General features: G+C 40.2%; 22 protein-coding genes. 8 read left to right on the plus strand and 14 right to left on the minus strand.

Translation table 11 applies throughout. From position 1 onward, the window contains the following. Positions 1 to 133: 133 nt before the first annotated feature. The gene (locus ACFSTH_RS06280) at positions 134 to 1,123 is read left to right on the plus strand and encodes an acrylyl-CoA reductase family protein (protein WP_377770962.1); all 990 of its coding nucleotides are present in this window, start codon (positions 134 to 136) and stop codon (positions 1,121 to 1,123) included. A gap of 115 nt (positions 1,124 to 1,238) precedes the next feature. Here ACFSTH_RS06280 and ACFSTH_RS06285 read toward each other — a convergent pair whose 3' ends face one another. From ACFSTH_RS06285 to ACFSTH_RS06310, 6 genes are all read right to left on the minus strand, one after another. Then, entirely contained in the window at positions 1,239 to 2,795 is a 1,557-nt protein-coding gene (locus ACFSTH_RS06285) for a stalk domain-containing protein (protein WP_377770759.1), read from the minus strand. 156 nt (positions 2,796 to 2,951) lie between these two features. Then, on the minus strand, positions 2,952 to 5,327 hold the full coding sequence (locus ACFSTH_RS06290; protein WP_377770761.1) for a FecR family protein: 2,376 nt from the start codon (positions 5,325 to 5,327) through the stop codon (positions 2,952 to 2,954). Beyond that, positions 5,324 to 7,099, minus strand: a complete 1,776-nt coding sequence (locus tag ACFSTH_RS06295) for a CHASE2 domain-containing protein (protein WP_377770763.1) — start codon at positions 7,097 to 7,099, stop codon at positions 5,324 to 5,326. The genes ACFSTH_RS06290 and ACFSTH_RS06295 overlap by 4 nt, the downstream gene beginning before the upstream one ends. A gap of 254 nt (positions 7,100 to 7,353) precedes the next feature. Next, the gene (locus ACFSTH_RS06300) at positions 7,354 to 8,385 is read right to left on the minus strand and encodes a formylglycine-generating enzyme family protein (RefSeq protein WP_377770765.1); all 1,032 of its coding nucleotides are present in this window, start codon (positions 8,383 to 8,385) and stop codon (positions 7,354 to 7,356) included. Between the two features lie 12 nt (positions 8,386 to 8,397). After that, positions 8,398 to 8,931 carry a chromate transporter gene (locus ACFSTH_RS06305; protein ID WP_377770767.1) on the minus strand — a complete coding sequence of 178 codons (534 nt, stop codon included), beginning with the start codon at positions 8,929 to 8,931 and terminating at the stop codon, positions 8,398 to 8,400. Between the two features lie 12 nt (positions 8,932 to 8,943). After that, on the minus strand, positions 8,944 to 9,612 hold the full coding sequence (locus ACFSTH_RS06310; protein WP_377770769.1) for a chromate transporter: 669 nt from the start codon (positions 9,610 to 9,612) through the stop codon (positions 8,944 to 8,946). A gap of 260 nt (positions 9,613 to 9,872) precedes the next feature. Here ACFSTH_RS06310 and ACFSTH_RS06315 point away from each other — a divergent pair, with 260 nt between their 5' ends. Beyond that, positions 9,873 to 11,060, plus strand: a complete 1,188-nt coding sequence (locus ACFSTH_RS06315) for an ROK family protein (RefSeq protein WP_377770771.1) — start codon at positions 9,873 to 9,875, stop codon at positions 11,058 to 11,060. A 7-nt stretch (positions 11,061 to 11,067) separates the two neighbouring features. Here ACFSTH_RS06315 and ACFSTH_RS06320 read toward each other — a convergent pair whose 3' ends face one another. From ACFSTH_RS06320 to ACFSTH_RS06335, 4 genes are all read right to left on the minus strand, one after another. Continuing rightward, complete coding sequence (locus tag ACFSTH_RS06320) at positions 11,068 to 12,813, minus strand: ABC transporter ATP-binding protein (protein WP_377770773.1); 1,746 nt, start codon at positions 12,811 to 12,813, stop codon at positions 11,068 to 11,070. Then, on the minus strand, positions 12,803 to 13,600 hold the full coding sequence (locus ACFSTH_RS06325; RefSeq protein WP_377770964.1) for a MerR family transcriptional regulator: 798 nt from the start codon (positions 13,598 to 13,600) through the stop codon (positions 12,803 to 12,805). Before ACFSTH_RS06325 ends, ACFSTH_RS06320 begins: the two co-directional genes overlap by 11 nt. Positions 13,601 to 14,283: 683 nt before the next feature. Then, the gene (locus tag ACFSTH_RS06330) at positions 14,284 to 14,940 is read right to left on the minus strand and encodes a hypothetical protein (RefSeq protein WP_377770775.1); all 657 of its coding nucleotides are present in this window, start codon (positions 14,938 to 14,940) and stop codon (positions 14,284 to 14,286) included. Positions 14,941 to 15,074: 134 nt separating this feature from the next. Then, positions 15,075 to 16,646 carry a sensor domain-containing diguanylate cyclase gene (locus ACFSTH_RS06335; protein ID WP_377770777.1) on the minus strand — a complete coding sequence of 524 codons (1,572 nt, stop codon included), beginning with the start codon at positions 16,644 to 16,646 and terminating at the stop codon, positions 15,075 to 15,077. 156 nt (positions 16,647 to 16,802) lie between these two features. Between ACFSTH_RS06335 and ACFSTH_RS06340 the strand changes: the two genes are divergently transcribed. After that, complete coding sequence (locus ACFSTH_RS06340; RefSeq protein WP_377770779.1) at positions 16,803 to 17,966, plus strand: alanine racemase; 1,164 nt, start codon at positions 16,803 to 16,805, stop codon at positions 17,964 to 17,966. Positions 17,967 to 18,083: 117 nt separating this feature from the next. Here the strand turns inward: ACFSTH_RS06340 and ACFSTH_RS06345 are convergent, their stop codons facing one another. Further along, positions 18,084 to 18,236, minus strand: coding sequence for a hypothetical protein (locus tag ACFSTH_RS06345; RefSeq protein ID WP_377770781.1), 153 nt, complete (start codon positions 18,234 to 18,236; stop codon positions 18,084 to 18,086). A gap of 153 nt (positions 18,237 to 18,389) precedes the next feature. Then, positions 18,390 to 18,851: a thiol-disulfide oxidoreductase DCC family protein gene (locus ACFSTH_RS06350; protein ID WP_377770783.1), complete on the minus strand. Its 462-nt coding sequence runs from the start codon at positions 18,849 to 18,851 to the stop codon at positions 18,390 to 18,392. 441 nt (positions 18,852 to 19,292) lie between these two features. On the opposite strand from ACFSTH_RS06350, the gene ACFSTH_RS06355 reads away from it, so the two are divergent. The 4 genes from ACFSTH_RS06355 (at position 19,293) to ACFSTH_RS06370 (ending at position 22,331) form a co-directional block, all read left to right on the plus strand. After that, entirely contained in the window at positions 19,293 to 19,850 is a 558-nt protein-coding gene (locus tag ACFSTH_RS06355; RefSeq protein WP_377770966.1) for a S1C family serine protease, read from the plus strand. A gap of 70 nt (positions 19,851 to 19,920) precedes the next feature. Further along, a complete protein-coding gene (locus ACFSTH_RS06360) occupies positions 19,921 to 21,174 on the plus strand; it encodes a ComEC/Rec2 family competence protein (protein ID WP_377770785.1) in 1,254 nt (417 codons plus the stop codon). A gap of 20 nt (positions 21,175 to 21,194) precedes the next feature. After that, positions 21,195 to 21,410 (plus strand): DUF3006 domain-containing protein, encoded by a 216-nt coding sequence (locus tag ACFSTH_RS06365; RefSeq protein ID WP_377770787.1) that lies wholly within the window; start codon positions 21,195 to 21,197, stop codon positions 21,408 to 21,410. 135 nt (positions 21,411 to 21,545) lie between these two features. Further along, positions 21,546 to 22,331 (plus strand): DeoR/GlpR family DNA-binding transcription regulator, encoded by a 786-nt coding sequence (locus ACFSTH_RS06370; RefSeq protein ID WP_377770789.1) that lies wholly within the window; start codon positions 21,546 to 21,548, stop codon positions 22,329 to 22,331. Between the two features lie 100 nt (positions 22,332 to 22,431). On the opposite strand, the gene ACFSTH_RS06375 is transcribed toward ACFSTH_RS06370, so the two are convergent. Next, on the minus strand, positions 22,432 to 23,838 hold the full coding sequence (locus ACFSTH_RS06375; RefSeq protein WP_377770791.1) for a SulP family inorganic anion transporter: 1,407 nt from the start codon (positions 23,836 to 23,838) through the stop codon (positions 22,432 to 22,434). A gap of 112 nt (positions 23,839 to 23,950) precedes the next feature. On the opposite strand from ACFSTH_RS06375, the gene ACFSTH_RS06380 reads away from it, so the two are divergent. Continuing rightward, a complete protein-coding gene (locus ACFSTH_RS06380; RefSeq protein ID WP_377770793.1) occupies positions 23,951 to 24,490 on the plus strand; it encodes a recombinase family protein in 540 nt (179 codons plus the stop codon). Here the strand turns inward: ACFSTH_RS06380 and ACFSTH_RS06385 are convergent. Beyond that, positions 24,487 to 25,260, minus strand: a complete 774-nt coding sequence (locus ACFSTH_RS06385; RefSeq protein ID WP_377770795.1) for a GntR family transcriptional regulator — start codon at positions 25,258 to 25,260, stop codon at positions 24,487 to 24,489. The genes ACFSTH_RS06380 and ACFSTH_RS06385 overlap by 4 nt on opposite strands. Between the last annotated feature and the right edge of the window lie 30 nt (positions 25,261 to 25,290).

Raw genomic sequence — 25,290 nt, forward strand, 5'->3', positions numbered from 1 at the left:
TCTCATAAAACGATTATTGTGCGAAATATTATTGCGTTTATCCTTTCGTTACGATATAAAGAAAACAACTACTTGTCACTTTTCCTTATATAGATACTTTACTTTAACGTAGAGGAGAGCTACCATGAACACTTTGAAGGAACCATTCCAAGCATTAGTATTAGACCCGACGCAATCACTTCCAGTGTCTGTTCAACCTATAACTCTAGATCAATTACCTGCTGGCGATGTGCTTATTAAAGTAGTATATTCTAGTGTCAATTATAAAGATGCGTTAGCGTGCCAGCCTAATGGAAAAATCGTTCGTGCTTATCCGTTTATTCCTGGCATCGATCTCGCTGGTTACGTCGTAACGTCTACCGATGATCGTTTTCATGAAGGGCAAGCTGTCCTTGCTACCGGTTATGATATCGGTGTATCTCATTTTGGTGGGTTTAGTCAGTACGTTCGTTTGCCTAGCAAATGGATTGTACCTTTGCCCGAACAACTTTCGCTGAGAGAAGCGATGATCTATGGGACGGCTGGGTTTACTGCTGCACTATCTATTCAGCGGCTAGAGGAAAATGGCGTGCAACCACCAACTGGAAAAGTACTCGTTACAGGAGCGACTGGCGGTGTTGGAGGAACAGCTATTGCGATGCTGCACAAATTGGGCTATGACGTTGTTGCTAGTACTGGCAAACAAGCAGCAACATCCTACTTGCATTCACTTGGCGCGCAGGAAATTATTTCACGAGAAGCAGTAGTCGAGCATGCCGAAAAATCTTTAAACAAACAACTATGGCAAGCGGCAATTGATCCAGTAGGCGGAACTACACTTGCTAGTATTTTAAGTAAACTAACATATGGTGGTTCGGTCGCTGTTAGTGGTTTAACTGGTGGCAGTGCAGTAGCAACTACTGTGATGCCTTTTATACTGCGGGGAGTAAATTTGCTAGGTATTGATTCGGTGTTTGTTTCCTATGATGTTCGTGCGAAATTATGGGAACGGATGGCTACCGATATGAAACCAGCCATTTTAGATCTGCTCGTCGATCGAGAAATCAGCCTCATTGATTTGCCACAAGCGACAGAAGATATTTTACATTCCCAAACGCAAGGACGGATTATTGTACGCTTGTAATTTCAACGCATGGATGGCAAACAGAAAAATCCAACAATGTTGAAACTACAATCTACAATATTGTTGGATTTTTATTACTATTTGCTTATTCTTTTAATGTTATTTTCTTGCACAATTATTGTCCGACAAATATGATCGCATTAGTATCTGGCTCGACGATAACACGTAGCCCACTCACTTTTTGTAAACTTGTTAATTCTACGTACCCTTTGCCAGCAATAATTGGCGTATGCGGTTGGCGTAGCTTCAAGCGGAAAGAGCCGCTCGATAGCCCCGTCTGCTTCTTCATCTCTACTTCAAACGTTGCCGGATGCCAAATGACATCAGCCCCCCAACCTTCGAATAAAGCTCTGATTGGCACATACTGTTTTCCCTTCTCAACGTAAGGTATTACTTTTTTCTCAAAAGTAATGCGTTCCTGATCAAACCACACTTGTGCCGTATCTTCTCTATCTGCCAAAGGTAAAGAAGCAATAATGTCTTCATCTGTCGCTACAGGTACAACATGCGCTGGATCGAACAGAAGTTGCTTCCATTTACGATTTTGCGAATCAGCAACGATTAATTGACCAGCATCATAGACAACGTTACTAGGCAAATTAAACTGTGTTTGTGCTGGAGAACCACTTTTATCTCCCGCACCACCTTGCCCCGCAATATTTACTACTTGTCCATCCGTCATAATTGCTCTTATCCGATGATTCAAACTATCCGCTACGAGTAACATATCGTTTGCTTCCTCATAATACAGCCCTTTTGGGAAATGAAAAGCAGCTGTTAGTCTCGCTCCGTTACGGTAATCCCCTGTTCGGTAACCGCTCGTTTCGTCTACTGCTGTTAGTTGTCCCGCGTAAGTAGTTACTTGCCCATCCTTCACTGCTCGAATGAGATGATTACCACTGTCAGAAATATAGACAACTCCATCTTTTCCTAGAGCAATATCAGCAGGTTCGTTGAATTGAGCGACATCGCTATCACCATTTAACATTCCACCTAACTCTGACTGTTTACCGGCAAATGTCGTTACATCACCGTCTGGTGTTACTTTTCGAATGACGTGATTCATCGTGTCTGCTACATAAATATTATTAGCTGCATCGATAGCAAGTCCTGCCGGATGGTTGAACTGTGCTTCTTTTTTACTGCCATCAGCATAGCCCGCTACTCCTGTTCCAGCATGCGTATAGACGATACCATCTACAATTTTTCGAATCGAATGATTGCCAAAATCGCTAATATAAATAACACCTTTACTATCAACGACAACGTCACGTGGAGCAGAAAAATAAGCTTTATTCAGTACGTCATCTCGATAGCCACCAATCGGTTGTCCATATGCATCCGTTCCTGCTTGCAATCCCGCTACCCATAGTTGCTTACCATCTGCCGTTCTTTTTTCAACCGTATGTCGCCCACTATCGACGACAATAGCTTCACCTGTACTAGTAAAAATCATCGCTGCCGGTTCATACACTTCGATCTGCTCCGGCTCTAATTTTACTTTCCCTTGTTTGTATGTCGTTGGCTTCTTTTCGGTAGTTGATCCTTGGCTAGATGCAGCCCCAAATACTGTTGAATGTCCAATCCCTGGCATAAACAACGTACTACCCATCATCGTACAAACCACCACTACAGCTATTCCCGCTACCAGCTTGCGCTTATGTTGCTTCATCGTTTCACCTACTGTTCTTTACTATTGTTTACTATAACAACTAACTAACTTTCCTTTTTTCCGTTTACAAGCGTATCCCTTTTGCTCAGTACTTAGTATAACGATTTATACATATACGAAGATACTGAGCGATGGGGATACACGATCAAAAATAGACTAATTTACTTTATGTCTCACAACAAAGGATACTGTCTCATTGGTAGTTCCGCTCTCGGTATAATGAACTGTCAACGTTATTTCGACATTGTTTGGATCAGAAGCTGCTGCGATTGCATCAGCTAGCCACTGTTTTTGTAGTGTGACATTTATAATTTTGTCTGGGCTAGCAGCTCCGGTTACCGGTTGACTAGTGTACACCGCCGCTGGTAATTCTGCTACGGCACCACTGTCGACAGTATATTCTATCTGATTAATAACTGCACTGTCTGATAGCAACAAGTGAACTGGTACGTTTTGCTTCGTATAGATATACGTTGGCAGCGGTGGTGTTGAACTACCTGATTGGAACAAATCAAACCACAAATGTGGAGAAGTCTGTTGTCCACCACTAGACTTAGCTAACAGTCCATTTTGCAGCCACAACTGAAAAGAATCAGCTATATCTGGTAATCCTACCATTGCCATTCCATTCTCATCATTAAACGAACTTGTATCAATGTTTCCCACCATATAAAGTGGCTGTAGCACTTGCTGATTTGCTAACCACATCTGTTTCCATATGTCAGCCGTCGTAAATTTCACATCTGCAATTGGAAGCACGTTCACTTGCCCTGCATCAGGCACCATATCTAGCCATTGCTCCGTACCGACTACACTAATAGGGAGACGATTAGCAGGTGCTGAAGCATCTAATGCTAAATTCAATCTAGCGGAATTACTATTTAATATCGCTTCTCGCATTAATTGTAATGGAGCATTTTTAAGCGTCAAACGAAACTTCGCATGCTCAGCTGCAAAACCGGTTCCTATATACTCTAACGTATAGTCAGAAGTAGGTAGCTCCATATCTCCAACGCCATAATCTAAGAAAACAACTGGTGCAAAGTTCGCCACATCAATATCTCCTATGCCATAAGCATAAAGCAACATACTTTGCTCAGCCGGTACACTCGTAGTATTAATTGCTAGTTGATGGGTTGGCATGTCATAATTCCAGCGATATAATGGCAGCGTTAGTAACAAATTATCTGCAATAACTGTCTCGTTATTACGAGCTTTTAACGTATCTGCTTCTATATACAGCTCTAGTGGGGACATTTCCACTGGTAACAGCTGCGGATTATCCAATGCAATGACTAATACATTTTGATTAGAACCACCGATCGTCACTGTTCCTGTTACGTCGATTTTGTTACCCATCTGTCTAATTTCTATACTGTTACCTGTTAACGTTAAATTAGTGCCGTTAGCTGCAATTGGTTGATCAAATGGAATTTCAATAATACCATTTGTAAACATCGGCTCCTTCATATGTAATTCTCGTTCTAATACGATAGGAGCTGGTTGATACGGCATAACGACATCTAACATATCTCCCGCACTAAACTCCAGTAAAAACTGTTGCTGGTTGTTAGCAATGGCAGGCGGATTAGCAAAACCAGTCGTATCCATCACTAATCGACGATCATTTTCAATCGTGTAGTCACTATTTTCTTGTAGCCTTGTCAGCCCTGCTTCTCGACCATTCATCCCATTGTAATAGTTTACGCTGTATACTGCGTCCAATTGTTGTTGTCTGCCATTATATTCGATCACAAATTGCTGCGACTGTTCATAAATCGGTTCTGCTCGCACTAATGTCGGCTTGTTAGAAACAGGTGGAATCGTATAGTCACCGCCACCAGTATCCGATGGATCATAGACAATCACTTCTCGCGCTGGTTCCTCTACTGGTGTTGATCCCTCTTCTTCATAAAAGCGCTCTTCTTGCAGCTCGTCAAATGTACCAACCGTCCAATTCCCTTGTTGATCCATATGGAAACTTTGCTCTGGTGTTATAATAAGCGGTTCCATATTCGATCCATCCAACAAATCGACCTGCACCGTACCTTCCATTACACCAACCCACGTCCCAAATTGATCGTAATACACGTAAAACTCTGTACCCATTACTCCCATAATTGCCGTTGGTGTTTTCACTTGAAAGCGGGAATCGCCATCTAACTTTTTATTAATTTTCACCTTTACTTTACCGTTAATAAGCGATAACGTCGTTTTGCCATCGGCATCTTTTATACTTGTTAACAGCTCACTGACAACAAACTTTGTATTTGAAGCTGCTGTCACTTGTTTATTACTATCAATTAATAATTGCAGCTCGCTTTTTTTGCCGGTAGTAAATGAATCCCCTTGTGTAAAGGACATATTTTTAAATACGGAAAATTCCTTCTCTCCTCCACCACGTTTCATTTGAACGGTGCCCGAAAAAGTAGTAACTTTGCCCACTTTGGCTTTATCTTTTGCTACTGCAAGCTGGGGAATGAATAAACAGACGATGAGCAGTAACATCAGCAGCGTTTTACTAAACTTCACTTAAGTCCCTCCATTTCATAAATAGTAAGTAACTGATCTTTGCCTTTTAACTGTACTTCACCTAATGCCACTACCTTAACACTATCTTTTACTTGTTCATAAACAGCTTCACTTAATATAATTTGTCCAGGAAGCGCAATGCTTTCGAGCCGAGCTGCCGTATTGACCGTATCCCCGATAACCGTATAGTCCATCCTTGTTTTGGAACCGATATTTCCGACTACCGCTTGCCCCGTATGAATACCGATACCGAATGATACGCTTTGCCCATATCGCTGTTGCAACGCTCTTTCGAGTGGTAGCGCACCTTCCTTCATCGCCCATGCTGTTCTTATCGCCTGCATCGGATGATCTGGCTGCGTTAATGGCGCATTAAAGACAGCCATCGTCGCATCGCCGATAAATTTATCCAACGTGCCTCCAAACTTAAAAATACAATTCGCTGTTAAATCCAAATATTCATTCAATATTGCGACAATTTCTTCCGGCTCTACCTTTTCCGATAATGTCGTAAAACCACGTATATCAACAAACAATATCGTTAACGTTCTACGGCTACCGCCTAGCTTCAGCCCTTCTTCGCCACTTTGTAAAATTTGCTTCACCACTTCTGGAGCAACATACTTGCCAAACACTTCTGTCACTCGTTTCCGTTCCCGTAATTCTACAATATAGTTGTTAGCCACCATCGCAATATAAATAGTAGCAAGCATCGCCACCACATAAACGAGCGACATAATAAAGCCAGAACTATAAAGTAAACGAGCAGCGGATAAAAAGGCTATAATAGCAACTAACATAACAGCAAACGAAGCAATAACCGAGCGTATTCGGCAAATCCAGTAAGCAATAATAGCAGCAACTAGTAAAATACCACTATTTATTAACCAATGAACTTCTTGTTTATAATTACCTTCCAATATCGTTTGAATAATATTCGCATGTATTTCAACACCGTACATACTTTGTTTACTATCCAGTGGTGTCAAATAATAATCTTTAATTCCAGGAGTATATGTACCAACTAAAACGATTCGATTTTCAAAATAAGCTGGATCAATTTCCCCACTAACTACCATCCAATAAGGTACAACTTCATAGGTTTGTGGTTTAGTCGCAAATGGAATATGAAATCTCCCGAACTTATCCAGTGGAATTTGTTCTCTTGCTAGCTGCTTCCCATGATGAGCTGCATACTGCTCCGCAAGTTTCCAAGCAAAACTATCGATTCGCTGATCTTCATTATAAAATTGCAACAGAGCTTTGCGAACGACACTGTCCATATCCACAATCGTATTCAAATGTCCCACTTGGCTGGCTGCTGCTTCGAGCGCTGGAAATGGTGTTTGCATCTCTACAGCATAAATATCTCCTGTGGAAAACTCATCAAACACACCAAACTGCGCCAATACTACATTACCTGCACGCTTTACAGCATTAACGAACTGTTCATCTTCTATAGCATCCGTTGATGGCAAAGGGAATGTTATATCAAAGCCGATGGCAGCTACATTCGCCTCGGCAAGTTGTTCGAGCAACGTAGCATGTACGCTCCGCTCCCAAGGCCAACTACCCATATATTGCAAGCTTTCATCATCGATCGCCACAATAACAATATCATTATTAGCGGGTCGTTCTTGTTGCAACAATTGATCTTGCAATCGCAGATCTATGGTAGTTCCCACCTCAACATATTGCAATACAATAAAAACAACCGTTATAACTAGTAATAACCGTCCAAGTTTAATCCTTCTTCCACTCCTCTCCGTCAAACGAACTGTCCGATATCGTTAAACGATTGCGTCTTGTTTATTTTAACAACCTTTGTTACTAATTACATTATAATTTTCAGTTATTTGTCAGAACTTTATTATTTCTATGTATACGTTAACATATAAAGTGATTATTGTATCACGATTCGTTTACTTTTTCTGTAACGCACATTACATTATATAGATACAAAAAAACTACGGTACAAGCAAGCAACAGCTTACTTAACCGTAGTTTCCGCTTTATTTATAATGTTTTATGTCGATGCCATGTCCATATTCCGCACACAGCGAAAACCAATATTACCTGACGAACTATCTGGAGTATTTTTGTTTCTTGCTGCTACACGATATCTATTGCAATACGATTTGTGACAAAGATAGGAACCACCGCGCATCGATCTTTCTGTCCCTTGGGGAGGTCCTTGTGGATTAGGCTCCGCATGATGTTGGTAACTACGTGGGTGAAACCAATCTGCACACCATTCCCAGACGTTGCCTGACATATTATATAGTCCATAGCCATTAGGCATATAAGTATCTACTGGAGCTGTCCCAATATAACCGTCGCTGGCATGATTTTTGATTGGGAACTTCCCTTGCCAAATGTTGCATCGATGCTCACCATTAGGTTTTAACTCATCGCCCCACGGATATCTTCTTGATACAAGACCGCCTCTAGCAGCATATTCCCATTGTGCTTCGGTCGCCAATTGTTTGCCCGCCCACTGACAATAAGCGTTGGCATCATGCCAAGAAATATGAACAACAGGATGGTTCCACCTATCTTCCACATGAGAATCCGTTCCTTCTGGCTTACGCCAATAAGCGCCTTGAACGACGTGCCACCACGGTGTTTGTTGCGGGACACTCGTTACTTTTTCTTTTTCCGCGTCTGACAGTAACAGATGGAACACATAAGACCAACCAAATTGCTCTGCCTCTGTCACATAGCCTGTAGCATCAACAAATTGTTGGAACTGCAAATTAGTAACCGCATAGGGATCAATGTAAAATGGATCAATCGTTACTTCCCGAATCGGACCTTCTCCATCAGCTGGAAATCCTTCTGCATCTTCCGTTCCCATCAAAAAAGTACCACCTGCTAAATAGATCATTGGATTTGCTTGATCATCAAAAGATGCTTGTGTTATTACTTGTTGTTGCTCAGCACTTGTAGCAGATGCTACTTCCAATTTCCCATTGTCCCCTTGATGCTTGTTATGCGTTCGTGATACGCTGCAACATGATTTGATTGGTTCATTATTCTGTTGATTAGCTTGATCCATCTCCATACCTCCTTAAAAAATAAGCATACCGACTGAAGCGGCTAGTATAATCGTTATAAGCGGATGCCATTTCCACTTGGCCACTGCGAGAAAAACAACAACTGCAATGGCAAAGGTTCCAATCGTGCTTAAACTTAAAAATACGTTAGATTCCCCAAGAAAACCAAATTTAATACATGCATAAATGATAAGCCCTGTAACGACAGCACGCAAGCCGTAGAATATCGCTTTGAACCATTCTTTTTTTTGATGACGGAATAAAATACTAGCGAGTAAGATAACTATTAGCAAAGATGGCAGTACGATACCAGCAGTTGCTACAATCGCTCCCCAAATGCCAGCAGTATGATAGCCGATAAGTGTTGCTCCGTTCGTCGCAATCGGTCCTGGAGCTGAACCAGCGATCGTCATTATATTTTGCAAAGTAGCTTCATCTAACCAACCGTTTGTACTTGCCTCATATTGTACTAAAGGAATGACCGCATAACCACCGCCAAAAGAAAGCAAGCCTACTTTTAAAAATGTTATAAATAATTGCCACAGCAACGCTTTCTCCTCCTAACCATTTAGCTTCACGCCAGTTTGTTTATCTTTGGGTAAACGTGGAGCTTTCGTAGTTTGGTCTGTTTGTTCATCTTGATGAGTAGCGAACACTCTTTCTGTTGCAATGTTCAATCCTAATTGCTTTTTTACTTTCACAATAAGTAACCCAACTAATATGCCAGCAATAATAAGGTAGATCGGATTCATTCTAAATATTAATAACAACGCCAATGCTGTTGTCGCAACTGTAAAAGTGGCTTTATCAAACACAGCCGTACGATACATCCGATAAGCCGCCACTGCAATTAATCCAGTAATAGCTGCCTGTATCCCTTTCATAGCCGATATCACTAGTGGATGATCTTGTATTTGTCCATATACTAAACTCAATAGCAACACAATAACAAACGTTGGCATTGCAATGCCCAACACCGCTGCTGTTGCTCCAATACTTCCACCTAACTTGTAACCGATGAAAGCAGCTATATTAACGGCCACACCACCTGGAGCAGATCCAGCCACAGCGAGCATATTGCTCATCTCTTGCTCCGACAACCACTTTCGCTTTGTTACAATTTCTCGTTCGACTAACGCCATCATGGCATAGCCTCCACCAAACGTGACCGGTCCTATACGTAAAAATACGAGAAATAGCTGAACGATCAATTTTAGCTTTGCTTTCATGTTGTTCACCTCTTATCATCAAGCAAATTCTTGATGCTGCTCCTTAAATTATAACACTTAATTTCAAAATGAAAACATCTTTTCGATAAAAACATAATTTTACTATAATACATAGTTATCGCATCGGAATTAAGAGCGAATTCTAGCGTTTTCCTATAAAATTAACACTAATTAACAAAACTTACTTTCAATATAAAATAAAGTAGTCGTATTGTTGTTAGATTAGACTAATGGTAAAATAAGGGGGAGGTGACGGAACGATGCAGTTGAAAATAACGCCAGCTACCAAATTAGCTGTTTATCGCTACATGGCGCAACAAAAAGTAGTATCCAAAGCACAGCTGCAAGCTCATTTCGCTTTTCACAGTAGCAGCTTGACACGATTGCTTGATGATTTTATAGCGGAAGGGTTAATTGTTGAATCAGGATATGGACAATCTACCGGGGGTAGAAAACCGATTTTGTATCAGATTAAAGCGACTGCAAGCTACATGCTTGGGCTCGATATCTCACGCTCTTCCTCCACATTAGGTTTATTTGATATGACATTAACGCCACTTGCATTTGTTAGCTGGACGATGGATCAGTCGATGACACCGAAACAATTAGTTTCTCATGTCGTTTCGGCTGTTCAAGCGCTTCTCACTGAACATGCCATCACGGCTGAGCAATTGATTGGACTTGGCGTTGGTGCAGTTGGTCCGTTGGATCGCAGTAGCGGCACCATTATTAATCCATCCTACTTTCCAGCGATGGGCTGGAATAATGTCCCACTAAAAGCGTGGCTAGAAGAAGCACTTCAACTACCAGTACAAATCGAAGCCGGTGCTAATACTGCTTTATTAGCAGAGCATTGGTGTATGGAGCATGAGAATGCCCATCATTTGTTATATGTACATGCTGGAGTTAGTTTGCGTTCGGCGATGATGTCTAGTGGTTCTCTTATTCATGGAGCGGTAGAAAACGAAGACGCCATTAGTCAAATGATCGTACAAGCTGATGGCATTCGGCTGCACGAGCATAGTAACTATGGCGCTTTGGAAGCATATTGTTCGATTCAAGCGATAGAAAGACAAGTGTTATCCCAATTAAAACTTGGTCGCCAACCACTAAGTAACGCTGTAACACCTGAGCAACTCAATTTACAACTATTGTTAGATGAACTACAACACAATAATAGCTACGTTGTTCAACTTTTCGAGCAAGCAGCTACTTACCTTGGCATTGGGTTAGCTAATTTAATCAACGTATTTCACCCTGAAATTATTATATTAGGTGGTCCACTACACCATAAAAGCGATTTGTTTTTCAAAACAGCCATTGCAGCTGCCAAAAGTAGAATAATGAAAACACCTCTTTATGAACCTACATTTTCTCGGGGGAAACTGCAAGAGCGGGCAGTGACAACAGGAGCTGCCATTCTCGTTTATGCGATGATGCGCATGTAATGTCTAATTATGACACTTGTTGCTCGACATATTGTTGCTTCGCTAACTTGGCATACAACTTATGATGTTGTAACAAATCGGCATGTGTCCCGGTTCCTGTTACTATTCCTTGCTCCAAAACTATAATTTGATTCGCATGAACGATCGTTGATAATCGATGAGCGATAACAAGCGTCGTTCTATTGTTCATTAATTTTTCCATCGCTTGTTGCACTAATTTTTCCGATTCACTATCTAAATGTGCAGTTGCCTCATCAAGTAGCAGTATATCCGGATTACGTAACATTGCCCGGGCAATAGCTATTCGTTGCCGTTGCCCACCGGAAAGCATTACTCCTCTTTCTCCAACTAATGTTTGCAATCCTTCTGGCAAGCTGTTAATAAACGAAAGTAAATTAGCTTGTTCTAACGCATCCAATATCGCCGATTCTGTTACTTGCTGCAATCCATACGTCAAATTATAGTGAATGGAACCTGCCATAACGGGGCTATCTTGTGAGACATAAGCTATTTTTTGGCGCCATTCATCCAGTGGAATATGTTGTATTGCGCGCGCTCCATAGCGAATTTCCCCGTGATCAGGTAGATAGAAACGTTCTAACAGAGCAAATAACGTCGTTTTTCCTGAACCACTTGGTCCTACGATAGCCGTCATTTTCCCCGCTTCCACTACAAAATCAACTTCTTGTAATATCGGACGATCTTCTTTATAACGAAATTGTAGTTGTTGAAAATAAAGAGATGGGATAGCTTCTGCTCCCCCTTTATACGCATCATTTTCGGCAATAACGATAGCCTGCTCCAACGGTTGCTGTAATAACTGCGCCAAGCGCTCCGCAGCCCCTTGTGCTTTTTGAAACTGCGTAAAGAAGGATGCCATCTGTGTAAAGGGCATAATAATTTGAAACATGTACAATATAATAGCGACAAGCTGTCCACTAGACAAATCTCCTTGTGCCACTCGCACACCGCCATAACCGATAAGTAATACGAGTATAATTAACATTACCGTCATCATCAATGGAGATACGATGGACATAATTTTTGCTTCTTGTAACCCAAAGCGGAATAAGGAAGCAATTCGTCCTTTCCCTTGTTTTTCTTCCAACTGTTCAGAAACGGATGCTTTCACCAGTCGAATGTCACCTAACACCCGTCCCAAATCTCCTTGCAGTAAAGCTGTTTCTTCTTGCGTCTTTTGCGAAATCGAAAACATCTTACTACCGAGTGGCCATAATATAACAAATGCAGCCGGAATAGCGATTAACATAAGCAGCGTCATGCGCCAATCCATCCATAGTAAAATACTAATTCCACCAATGATCGATATGACTCCACTTAAAAATGAAATGACATGCCCGATAATAAAATCTTTCATAACATTAGTATCATTCGTCAGTCGACTCATCGTCTCCCCCGTACTATTATTGTCATAATACGGTACAGTAAAGCGGAGCATTCGCTCCCACAATTTATTGCGTAAGCCACGAATCATAAATTCTCCAACGTAGGACATCGCATAGATGCTAACGGCTGACATACTCGTCTGAATAGCAAATACTGCGGCTAATATACCTATTGTCATTACCTGTAAGCCAGTCACCGCAATTTCTTCCACAAGTCCCATCGTAACGAGCGGAATAAATAATGCTAATAGCGTTTCGACAATTCCAGCAACTAAAGCGACAGCTATAATCCATGTTTTGGGTCTATGCTGCCATATTAATCGAATAAACTGTTTACTATTCATCATGATCCTCCCACCAGCTTCTAAATGAATATTCTTCACTTACCTGTTCTAATACTTGCCCAATAAACACTTCTTCTTCTGGTAGAAAAGTCGTCGGAAACAATACTGGATCTAATGCTTTCTCCATCAATTTCGTTTTTTCTTCAACATTAAATTTCTCAGCTGCTTCTTCTAATACTGCAAATAATATAGGTAAACTTTTTCTTGCAGCCGCAAGTACATCTTCATCTTTGGGGTCTTTTCCTTGCTTACAAAATTCTACTAATTGCATCAGCATATTGGTCAGCTGTTGTTCCATTTCCAAACGACGCTCTTCTTCCCAATGAGTTAAAAAGAATAAATCAGCAGCTTCTTTTGATATATGTTCCACAAACCATGCTCGTTGTGCTTCTTCGTGTTGCAAATTATATATTAAAACTAACATTAAATTTCGATCGATCTGTTCAATACCTACTGCCATTCCTTGCATTCGTTCTATAATAGTAATAACACGATCCAGTTGCTGCCGTTTTCTTAGTAATAATCGATGCTGCTCCTGTAAACTAGCTTGCAATTCCTCACCTTCTTTAGACATTTGCTGCGCTATTTCCTCCAAAGAAAAACCAAGATATTTTAACGTTAAAATTTGTTGCAGCTGTAATAAATCATGTTCGGAATAAAAGCGATGCCCATGCTCGTTACGGTGTGATGGGCTTAACAATTGTTTTCGATCGTAATAACGTAACGTTCGCTCAGTCACACCTGTTAATTTGGCAAATGCACCAATCGAATATGATAATGGCAATTTCACTTCCAATATCACCAGCTCCTCTTGAACTTTTAATATTCTTCTCTATTTTATTCTCTATATGTTTCCCTTTCTGATTCATCATCAGTATAAGTGTTGACGTAACGTCAAGCGCAAGTTTTTTTTACAACAAAATATTTTCGCAAAAAAAGTATAGGTCTAGCTATCTAGAAAAACAGATTAAAACTAACGACTAACTAGGATTGTAGGATCTGTAGGGAAAAACGGATAAATGATCATGCGAAGGGGCGAGAAACATAGGAGGTGTAGGAGAAAAGGATAAATGGACATGCAAAGAGGGTAGATATGTAGGATTTGTAGGAATAAACGTATAAACGGACATGTGAAGGGGTGAGAAACGAAGGGTTTGTAGGAATAAACGTATAAATGGACATGCGAAGGGGTGAGAAACGAAGGATTTGTAGGAATAAACGTATAAATGATCATGGTTAGAGACGTAGGGTTTGTACGAGAAAACATATAAATTTGGATTGGAACTTGAAGAAAGGTTACATGAGACGCTTCAGCATATACACACGATTACACTGGATGGAATAAAAATATATTTTTCCATCCAGCTTCTTCTTTCGTGTAGGACTGATTAGACAGCCTCATACTATTCTACTTCTTTTACAACTGACATATTTGTTATTTCATCCGCATCTGCATCTATACTCTATTTATTATTAAACTGTCCATTCAGAATGAACTAATCCTACAACGTACCAGCTACCTTCATGTTCTTCCAACACAACGATCAGACTAGCCCAGTCAAGTCCTTCATACTTTTCGTCGAAGCCACTAAAGTGATAATCATAAAATTGCGCATCCGGGAAAATATCTTTCATATTCACTATCATGCCACCTGACATGACGACCTCATTCTCTTTCACTTCTTCGGCAGTCGTAAAGTCATGATTAAACAAATATCGTTTATAATAGTCTGCAAAGTTGAGCTTAATCGGATCTCCCGTTCCGTCTTGCACGCCCCACTCATAAACTTTTTCATCATCAAATGTAGGCAAATCAGCAGCCTTAAACGTTAAAGCAGTTTCTTTGTCAATATAAACATAGGGAGCAAATAGTACTCCTTTTTCCGGATGAACGACGCTTTGTAGTGCAGCGTGGTCTTTTTCCTTCAATGCTTTCAATACTTGTGCAGCTGCTTCTTCTTTCGTTAATGTGCTCACTGGTGTAGCAGTTGATTCATTGGAAGGTGCTTCTGTAGCTGGAGGCGTTGATGAGCCCGGAGACGTTCCTGGTGTGCCACCGTCGTTTGCTCCTGTTGCACTGCACCCACTTAATATCAGTAGTAAACTCCCCATCACTATCCATTTCTTCATGTAAAATCACCTCTCCTTAAATTATAACGACTACACTACTTTTGACGAAGCTAATTAAAAAAATGTTGCACTTTTAGCCAAATGGCTGTTTCAACGACGCTACTAACCTTTACTATGCTCCATAATAAAACAATTTATGAATATTGCTCCTGATAAGATACTGTTGTGCGATTACGACCATTTTGTTTGGATATGTACAATGCTGCATCTGCCTGTTGCTTCGTGAGCTCTACCGCCTGTTTATTCATCGAGCCAGCAATTCCTATAGATATCGTAATAGGCTTACCAATCGGAGTTATACTACTAGCTATATTCGTTCTAATCAGTTCAGCCAAAGCATATGCTTCTTCTGGTTCTCTTCCAGGTGATAAAATAACAAATTCCTCTCCACCATACCGACAGCAAATATTGTCCACTCCAGCATACTCTTTCAACTTTATTGCCAAAAACTGTAGCACTTCATCTCCCATGTGATGACCAAATGTATCATTTACTTGTTTAAAATGGTCAATATCCAAAATAATATAACTATACATCAATTCTCGCTTTTCCCAATCCTGCAAAACTCTATCCATCGATCTTCGATTGTATAATCCTGTTAGCGTATCTTTGCTCGCTTGATCAGACAAAATATCAATTTGTTGCTGCATAGATAAAACCATTTTTTCAATCGTCTTTTTTAATTGATTCGCTTCGTAATTCCAACTATGAATACGTGGTACTTGCAAGTCGCGCTCACTATCATTCGTTATCTCAGCAGAAAAATTAGCTAATTTATATAATGGATTAGATATGAATTTCGTAAATAATAAAACAAAGCATAGTAAAATAATAATGATAGGAACCGAAACAGTGATGACATTCCACACTAATTTATTCGATGACTCGGTTATATTCGTATAAGGTGTTTGCGAAACGATCCCCCAATCTACTTGTTCAATCGGGGCAAACCCAGTCAGCATGCGCTTACCTACTCGATTAATAATGACCCGTTCGCCCTGCTCACCATTTAACACTGTCTGAACGACCGCATTTTCTATGACCGATTCACCGATTCGTTCTTTATTAGGATGAAAAAGGATATAGCCTTGTTTCGATACAACGTAAAAATAAGAACCCGAGTGGAAAGACATTGGGCTATTCAGCAACACTTCAAACACATTGGATTCACTCAAATAAATACTGCCAGCCAGCAATCCACGAAATACACCTTTTTCATCAAATATAGGCTGCGTTACCAACACAAGATAGCGACCAGATACACCGATATAAGGCTCGGAAATAAGCGGTTGCTGCTGATGTAACGATAATTTTACTATGTCACTTTGTAACGTTTCCCCAAGTAACTCACTAGTATTTGGAAAAACTTCTCTAACAGTACCTGTCTCGTCCGCTATAAATACGACATTGAAAAATTGGCTACTATCTTTAATTAATTGCAGCATCTTAACGTTGTTATCATATGAAAAGGTAGTCGCAATATTAGATGCAGCACTTGCTAATGTGTTTTGGGCATTAACAAGTAATTCATTAGTTGTGTCCGCTATCTTTTCTGCATTTATTCGATTTAATTCCAACGTATTCGTCACCAATGCTTGCTTGTTACTTTCATAACTCGTTATACTACTGACCACTAATGTAATAAAGATGGATATGACAACGGTCATCGCAACTAAAAAATGTAGCGTAAAACCTTTTCTTTTCATAAAAACGCGCATTCCCCTTCTATTGTCAAAAAAATATATAGCTCATCTATTATAACGAGAATCATTCGAACTGAGAAGCTAAATCCCTTGTATCCTCTTATTACTCATGCGATACTTGACGTAGTTATTTAGACTTATAAAAATGGAGGTCTCTGTATGTCATTTGTTACAACGGAACAGCATCATAGAATAGATTCTACTTTACCAATCGACCCAGAATCATTGCAAACACCTTATGTTATGATTGATCTGGCAAGAACGAAACGAAATATACATCATATGACCACTACATTGCAAAATATTTCCCCACAAGTAACGTTACGACCACATATTAAAACACATAAACTTCCGCAACTAGCCAAAATGCAATTAGCTGCGGGAGCAATCGGTATTACTTGTGCCAAATTAGCAGAAGCCGAAGTAATGGCGGCGGCTGGTATTAACGATATATTTATCGGTTATCCTCTAATTGGTAAACTTCGCTTACAACGGGCGGCAAAATTACTACAAGCAGGGGTACGATTAATTGTCGCAGTCGACAGTCTAGAAGGTGCACAACAATTATCACGCGCAGCAAGTATTCATCACGTTACATTCGAAATAAGGTTAGAGATAGAAACAGGACTCCGGAGAACTGGTGTGACACAAGAACAAGTCGTTGCATTAGCTTTGCAAATCGCTACATTAAAAGGTATCCATATTACCGGAATCTTTACTTATAAAGGGGCAGTACTCGCCGAAAAGCCAACGACAGACTTAGCTGCCGCTGGCAAAGAAGAAAGCGATATAATGATCAAGGTGGCTGCAGCACTTCGAGAAGCTGGCATCGCTATTCAAGATATTAGTGTCGGTTCAACGCCATCTGCCCTACATGCTGCCAGTACGGAAGGAGTAACCGAAGTAAGACCCGGTACTTACATTTTTTATGATCGAATGCAAGCTGCCTATGGCGTTTGCCAACTGGAAGACTGTTCCGCATTGCTCTGGGCAACGATCGTTAGCCGTCCCGCACCAGATCGAATCATTATCGATACTGGTAGCAAGTCATTAGCTGCCGATATCCAGCCGCAGCAAGATCAGCTTTTTTTGCATGGCTTCGGGCATATTGTCGGTGACGCTGATGCTATTATCGAGCGAATGAATGAAGAACATGGAATGGTCACCGTTCGACCTGAAGCAACTTATGCTATTGGAGATCGAATTTCAATTATTCCAAACCATATTTGTACTACCATCAATCTGCATAACTTCGTTTATGTAAAAGATGAAGACGGCAAGTTATATCAATGGAACGTTGCTGCTCGCGGTTTAGTTTATTAAACAAAGCAAAGAGCGCTTCTTTGCACCATAATGGTTACAAAGAAGCGCCCTTAGGTTGACTGAGATGTAAATCGATTGCGCAAGGCTACTTTGCAGTAGCCTCGCCTTATCAACATATTACCAGCAAAGTGCACGAACGATAATAACTAACAAGATGAATAATACTAAAATACTACCAGCATTTGAGAAAGCTCCACCTACGTTACCATCACAATGATTACCTACAGGAAAATGCGAATTTGCGCCACCAGAAACATTTGCATAACTCATTTGGTCATCTCCTTTATTTGAATGTACAGTATCCTATGTCGATTTCCACAAAGTGTATAGGCGCTTTTACAAATTGTGCATTAGCTGATTTTTCAATTTACGGTACGAGTGCCTATAACACTTTCCCGTTTGTAGCATATATAGCAAAGCCTTTTATGATGATTGTATGTGCTCTAATTGTTGTTTCGTCTCAATAAATCTATTTTTAATTTCCGGTGTAGGAAGTAAACAATGATCAGCATTTGCAAAAAAACGATGACGATATTTAGCAATTAAGCGGTATACAGCATCTCGGATAAACGGTGGGACAATGATGAGCGGATATAAAAGGGACCACCAGCCACCTAGCTTGCGACAAATGGAAAGCGCGGCAGCAGAACGCATCCGCATTCGTTTTCGTTTAAAATCAATAAACAAGAAGCTATCTTCATAAGAAGCAGGTAACTGATATTGCTGTAACAAGTACTTCCCCGCCTCTGACTGTAATGTAACGAACGAAAACAATTGCTGATGATCGTACCGTATAAGAAACTTCGTAATATGTTGACACAGCGCACATTCGCCATCAATGACGATAATTGCACCATTTCCTTGGTTCAGCTGTTGTCGGTCCATCACGTTCCCTCCTCTTACTGTTCACGAACAAACTCATTTCTCATTTTACTAACAAAAATTCCGCTCGTTTCTTATATCGTAATCCACTATAACAATTATCGCAATGACAGCTTCATTTGCTATAATAGCAGTATCAATTACAAAAGGAGCAGATGAACTATCGAACGATATGATCCCGATCAAGATTTATATGAAGAGTTCGATCCCAACGATCCGAGCTTATACGAAGATAGCGATGAATCATCGTCTGATGAAAAAGCGAAGAAACGACCTTCTTGGATACGCAATCTGATTATTTGGGGTATTGCTATTACACTAGTTGGGAATATTCTGGCGTTTTGGCCACAAGTATATAATTGGAATTCCATTCAGTTTTTAATAAAAAATAACGTACTATCAGCCGAAGAACATATTCAAGACTATAAAGAAGCTGTCGTTATTATAAAATCTGGAGATAGCAAAGGAACAGGCTTTAATATAACTGCCAATGGGCTTATTATTACGAATGAACACGTCGTCGATGAAGCGAAGCAGCACCTTGTCTCTTTTGCCAATGGAAAGACCTATACGGCGGAATTAATTGCTAGCGTACCGGAACTAGATACAGCACTACTACAATTAAAGTCAAAAGAACCGATTACTGATTTGCCTACTTTACCGCTTGATCTACAGTTTAATAGTATGGAAGAAGCTAGTTTAATAGCGCAATCCGTCTATGTCGTTGGTAATCCACTTTTTTTTAGCCACATTGCTAACGAAGGAACACTTATTGGAAAAACGTTAACTAACAGTCTGGAATCCTACGCGCTAGTCATTGATGCCCCTATCTACAAAGGCAATAGCGGCAGCCCATTAATTAACGAGCAGGGAAAAGTAATTGGCGTTGTGTTTGCTACAACCAAAATGACTATTAATCAAAAATCAAAAAATGTCGGACTAGCTATTCCGATAGAACAAATATTGAATCATGAGCAATTTAAACCACTACTATTACGTTAAATAATCATCCAGCAGCACTGTATAGGAACATTCAGTCAACTGGAAGAGTTACTTAGAAAGGGCTTTAACTATGCAATCTATACTACAACAACGAACACTCTTCCGCTTTTGTTTATTTATTATTAGCATATCGCTTCTGTTAACGAGCTGTAGCTTCATAGATATACCAGCATCCAAGTCCGAACCAGCGCTATCGTTGCAGCAGCTTAATGAAAACCATGTTACCATTCACTTTATTGACGTTGGTCAAGGCGGTGCCCAGCTATTAATTGGTCCTAGCGGGAAAACGATGTTAATCGATGCAGGTAATAATGATAAGGAACAGCTTATCGTGCAATATTTGCAAGCAGAAAAAATTAAAAAAATTGATGTACTAATCGGAACGCATCCCGATGCTGATCATATTGGCGGGCTTGACGCTGTCATTGATCACTTCGAAATTGGTGAAATTTATATGCCTAAAATTCAAGCGAATACAAAAACATTTGAAGATGTGTTGCTTGCTATTAAACGTAAAAAGCTAACTATTAACACTGCAAAACATGGCGTAGCCATCGACTGGGAGCCACAAGTTGCTACGAAATTACTAGCTCCACTACAAACGTATAAGGATACTAATGAAATGAGTGCTGTATTGCAAGTCGTCTACAATCAGCATCGTTTTCTATTAACAGGAGATATTGAAGCGAAAAGCGAAGCAGATCTGTTGGCATCTGGAGAAAAGCTGACAGCTGATGTTTTACTAGTTAGTCATCACGGCTCCAATACTTCTACAAGCGCACCATTTTTGCAAGCTGTAAAACCTACATATGCGATCATTCAGTCTGGTAAAGACAATAAATATGGGCATCCTAATCATGATATATTAAAGCGATTAAAACAAGCCAACGTATCCGTATTCCGTAACGATCGTGACGGTCATATTGTGATCAGTAGTGATGGAGAAAATTTTCATATTGCAACTGGCGTAACACCTGGAACTTATTCGTTACCTACAGCGGCGATGTCATCTTCTGATCTGATAGAATCGATGCAGATCGCTGCAACTATCGACAACGATCAACCAGCGCAAAATAGTATCATAACTATTACAGCACAGGCAACAGATCAACAGGACCAACCAATCGTTAACGCTATAGCTGAACTGACACTTCATTATAAAACGACGACTTCTACCTATGAAGCAACGACCGATGAAAATGGTCAAGCTGTTTTTCAAGTAAGAATCGGTGGTGCTGCCAAAGACTTTGCGGTCAAAGGATACGTCCATGTCACGCATCAGCAACTACAAAACGAAGCAACCGTTCAATTTACTCCACAATAGAAGTGAAAGGATTGGCTTATATGCGCGGAATTATTGATAGAATAGAAGGAAATTATTATGTGATAGAAGTAGATAACGACATGTTAGATGTCGAGAAACAGCTGGTTGAACAATCAGCAACTGCTGGTGATGTTGTCTCGTGGGATGGATCATGTTGGAAAGTAGATGCCGCAGCGACCAAAGAGCGCAGTCAACAGATCAAACAATTAATGGATGGATTATGGAATGACGACTAATAACAAATAAAATGACAATATTCTCGGTGAACCTCTTTTTTCACTTGCTTTTACTTTAGATATATGAAACTATTACTTTATAAATAAGCAAAACCACATCATTCAACAAAGCAATTATTTTTTAGGAGGTTTCATATGTCACTAGTAGGCGAAGAGCGAAAAAGACATATTATGGAACGGATAGAAGCGGAAGAAAAAGTATCGGTCGATGAACTCGCTTCTACCTTTTCCGTTTCGCGCGAAACAATCCGGCGCTATCTCAATGAATTAGAAGCACAAGGAAAGCTGAAAAAAGTGTACGGTGGAGCAATACGAATTGCGTATGGTAAAGTCGAACCTTCCTATACGGAACGAGAAACTCACTATACATTAGAAAAATCACTGATCGGAAAAAAAGCTGCGGAGTTAGTACAACCTAATGAATTTATTTATATTGATGAAGGTAGTACGCCAATGAAAATAGTGCCGCATCTACTTGATATTACTAATTTAACGATTATTACGAATTCCTTTTCGACTGCCAATTTAATTAAAGATTACACGCTTCAAAATGCGTTTACGGGCAAGCTGATCTTTTTGGGTGGAGAAGTAAACGCCTATCATCAACGGGTGAGCGGTACTTTTTCTGAAAAAATGTTAGAACAATTCCATGTAGACAAAGCGTTTGTTTCTGTTGATGGTATGACGATGAAGCATGGTATAACAAGTCTTGACGCTGCCAAAGCTACGTTATCTAGTAGAGTGATAGCTAATGCGAAGGAATCAATTATCGTTGCCGATCATTCCAAAATTGGTGTACGTGATTATTACAAAATTGCAGATTTAAAAGAAATTGACTATATCATTAGTGACAAAACGGCTCCCATCGATTGGAGTTCTTATTTAAAATCAAACAACACCTACTGGATTACAGCAAAATAGCAGCTATCAAATAGCTCTTATAACAAAACAGGCATCGATAAGTAACGAATCGTGATATTATCAACGATCATTACGTAACGATGCCTGTTTTTCTATTCGTTTACATTTGCTGATAGATTGCTTTGCTGGCTGCATTCAATCCAACAATTTTCACCTGTTTCCCTTGCTGTTCTAGCTTTTGCTCCAGCTTTTGCACAGCAGCTACAGCGGATTCATCCCACAGATGGCTATTCGAAAAATCAATTTCTTGCGTGTCATCCGCAATTTGTTCCATCGCTTTATGAAACGATGTAGTAGAAGCAAAAAATAATGGCCCTTGTACAAGCAGTCGCTTTCCTTGTTTCGTCGCTGTTATTCTCGATAGTTTAGCTGCAAATAGTAAGGCGCTTAATATAACACCTGCAACAACCCCGATTGCCAAATTGTCTGTCATAACAACGATGACTACTGTCGTTATCATAACGAGAGAATCACTGCGCGGTGCTTTGGCCACATAACGAAATGTTCCCCAATCAAATGTACCGATACAGACAACAACCATAATACCAGCTAATACCGGCATTGGAATTTTTACAACGAGATCCCCTAATACTAAAATTAAAAATAATAAAAACAAGCCAGATACTAACGTAGATAATCTACCACGCCCACCTGATTTCACATTGATGACAGACTGACCGATCATCGCACAACCAGCCATTCCACCGAAAAATCCAGTAACGATATTAGCAATCCCTTGCCCTTTTGCTTCTTTATTTTTGTCACTTGTCGTATCGGTCATATCATCAAGTATCGATGCGGTCATCAATGACTCCAATAACCCTACAATCGCAAGTGCAAAGGCATAAGGTGCAATAATTTGTAATGTTTCCCACGTGAACGGCACTTGTGGCAATAAAAAGGAAGGAAGTGTTTTTGTAATCTGCCCCATATGGCCCACTGTTGAAATATCCAGTCCGGTAAAAATAACAATTGCCGTTAAAGATACGATTGCAATTAATGGTGCTGGAATTGATTTAATAAACTTCGGCACGGTATAAACAATAAGTAGTGTTAATCCCGCAAACAAATATGGCACATAATCATCGCCGAATATATGTCTTAATTGCGGAATAAATACGAGTATAGCAAGCGCATTCACAAAGCCGATCATTACTGCATTCGGAATAAACTTTAGTAGCCTCGATATTTTACATACACCAAATAGAAACTGTAACAAACCAGTTAATATCGTTGCTGCAAGCATATAATCGATGCCGTATTGTCGTACTAAAGGTGCTAGTACTAATGCCATCGCTCCGGTTGCTGCCGATATCATCGCTGGTCTACCACCAAATAATGATATAACGATAGCAATTGTAAATGAAGCATAAAGTCCTGTCATCGGGCTAACTCCGGCAATAATAGAAAATGCGATCGCTTCCGGTATTAATGCTAGTGCCACAACCATCCCTGATAAAATATCTGCTCGCGTATTGCCGAACCATTGCTGTTTCATCGTTTGCATAACTATCCCCCAAAATGTAAAATGAACAGTATAAGCATACCATCATTCTTCCCAATAAGGAACCGTTTTGGGAACGATTTTATATTTCATTTATAATTTAGGAGCTGAAAATGTGATTTATGGCTATATGCGACCATTAATTGACGACCCCGAATGTATACATCAATTGCAAAATCAACAAATCGATAGCTTATATAAAGAAGCTCATGGCTCTGCAAAAAATAGAGAAGTACTGGATAAATTATTTTTGGATGCTACTAGCGGAGATATTATAATCGTAGAGCGGTTAGCGATTTTGGCGGATTCACTACATCATTTGGAAGATGTGCTGTACGTGGCGAGGAAGGATAATATTACGATTCATTTTGTAAAAGAACAGTTTAGTTCGACTTCTATAGAGAAATGTAGCTTGCTTCAGTTAACCGGTCACTTCACTTTATTCCAGACCGAAATTGTCAGACAAGCGACGAAGCTTGGACTCGCCAAAGCGCAACAAAGCGGTGTCGTGCTCGGCAGACCACGTAAACCAGATGATAAATTACAAAAAGCGATGCTTATGTATCATAGCGGTCAGCATTCCTTGCGGGAAATAAAAGATGAAACGGGAATAAGCAAGTCAACGCTGTACCGCTATTTAGAAACGGAAGCTTAAATATAGTCCACGTGATAGGGCATGATCATCGTATTATAATGACCAATACTAAATTCGATTAAACGACCATGATCATCATACGAATAACGCTGCCTTTCCAGCAGTGGTGTCCCAACATCTACCTGTAGCTGCTCCGCCAAATGAGTAGAAGCTACCCGAATCGTAAATTGATCTTGAAATTTCATCAGTGTTATTTGTCGTTGTTTAATGAGATCATATAGCGAATCTATATGCTCCAACGTAGATAAAGCGAGATCACCGACATCTCCTGCCAAAAAGTGAGTGTAATGAATATATGGCTGGTCATTCAAGTAGTACAATCGTTCGATTGTCGTATACCGATCTGCAAACAGCTCCGCCAACGCATCATCATCGTGGTGCTGTTCCCGCTCTGCCTGCATAACAATCGCTATCGTATCCGCTTGCCCACTAGGAAACGTATCCCCTTGGTTTACGGACAGCCATCTACTATGGACCGTATGCCCTTTTTCTTGCAATAGTTCGGTAAATCGTTTCCCTTTTACCCGACCAGCAATCATTTCATTACGAATCACTTTCGTTCGTTTGCCACTGCTTGTCTCCAAGTAACCTTCTGTCACCAGCTCTTTTACCGCATTTCGCACAGTAATTCGGCTAATCTTAAATTCTTCTGCTAATTCTGGTTCGGAAGGAAAATCAGCTTGGAGCGGATATACGCCGTGTAAAATACGATCTCGCAAAATATTTTGCACTTGTATATATAGCGGACCTTTTTGTCGGCTTAATTGCATTCCTTATCCCTCTAATCTATATCGATCATT

This window comes from Paenibacillus yanchengensis (genome assembly GCF_042684845.1).
Classification (GTDB): Bacteria; Bacillota; Bacilli; order Paenibacillales; family Paenibacillaceae; genus Pristimantibacillus; species Pristimantibacillus yanchengensis.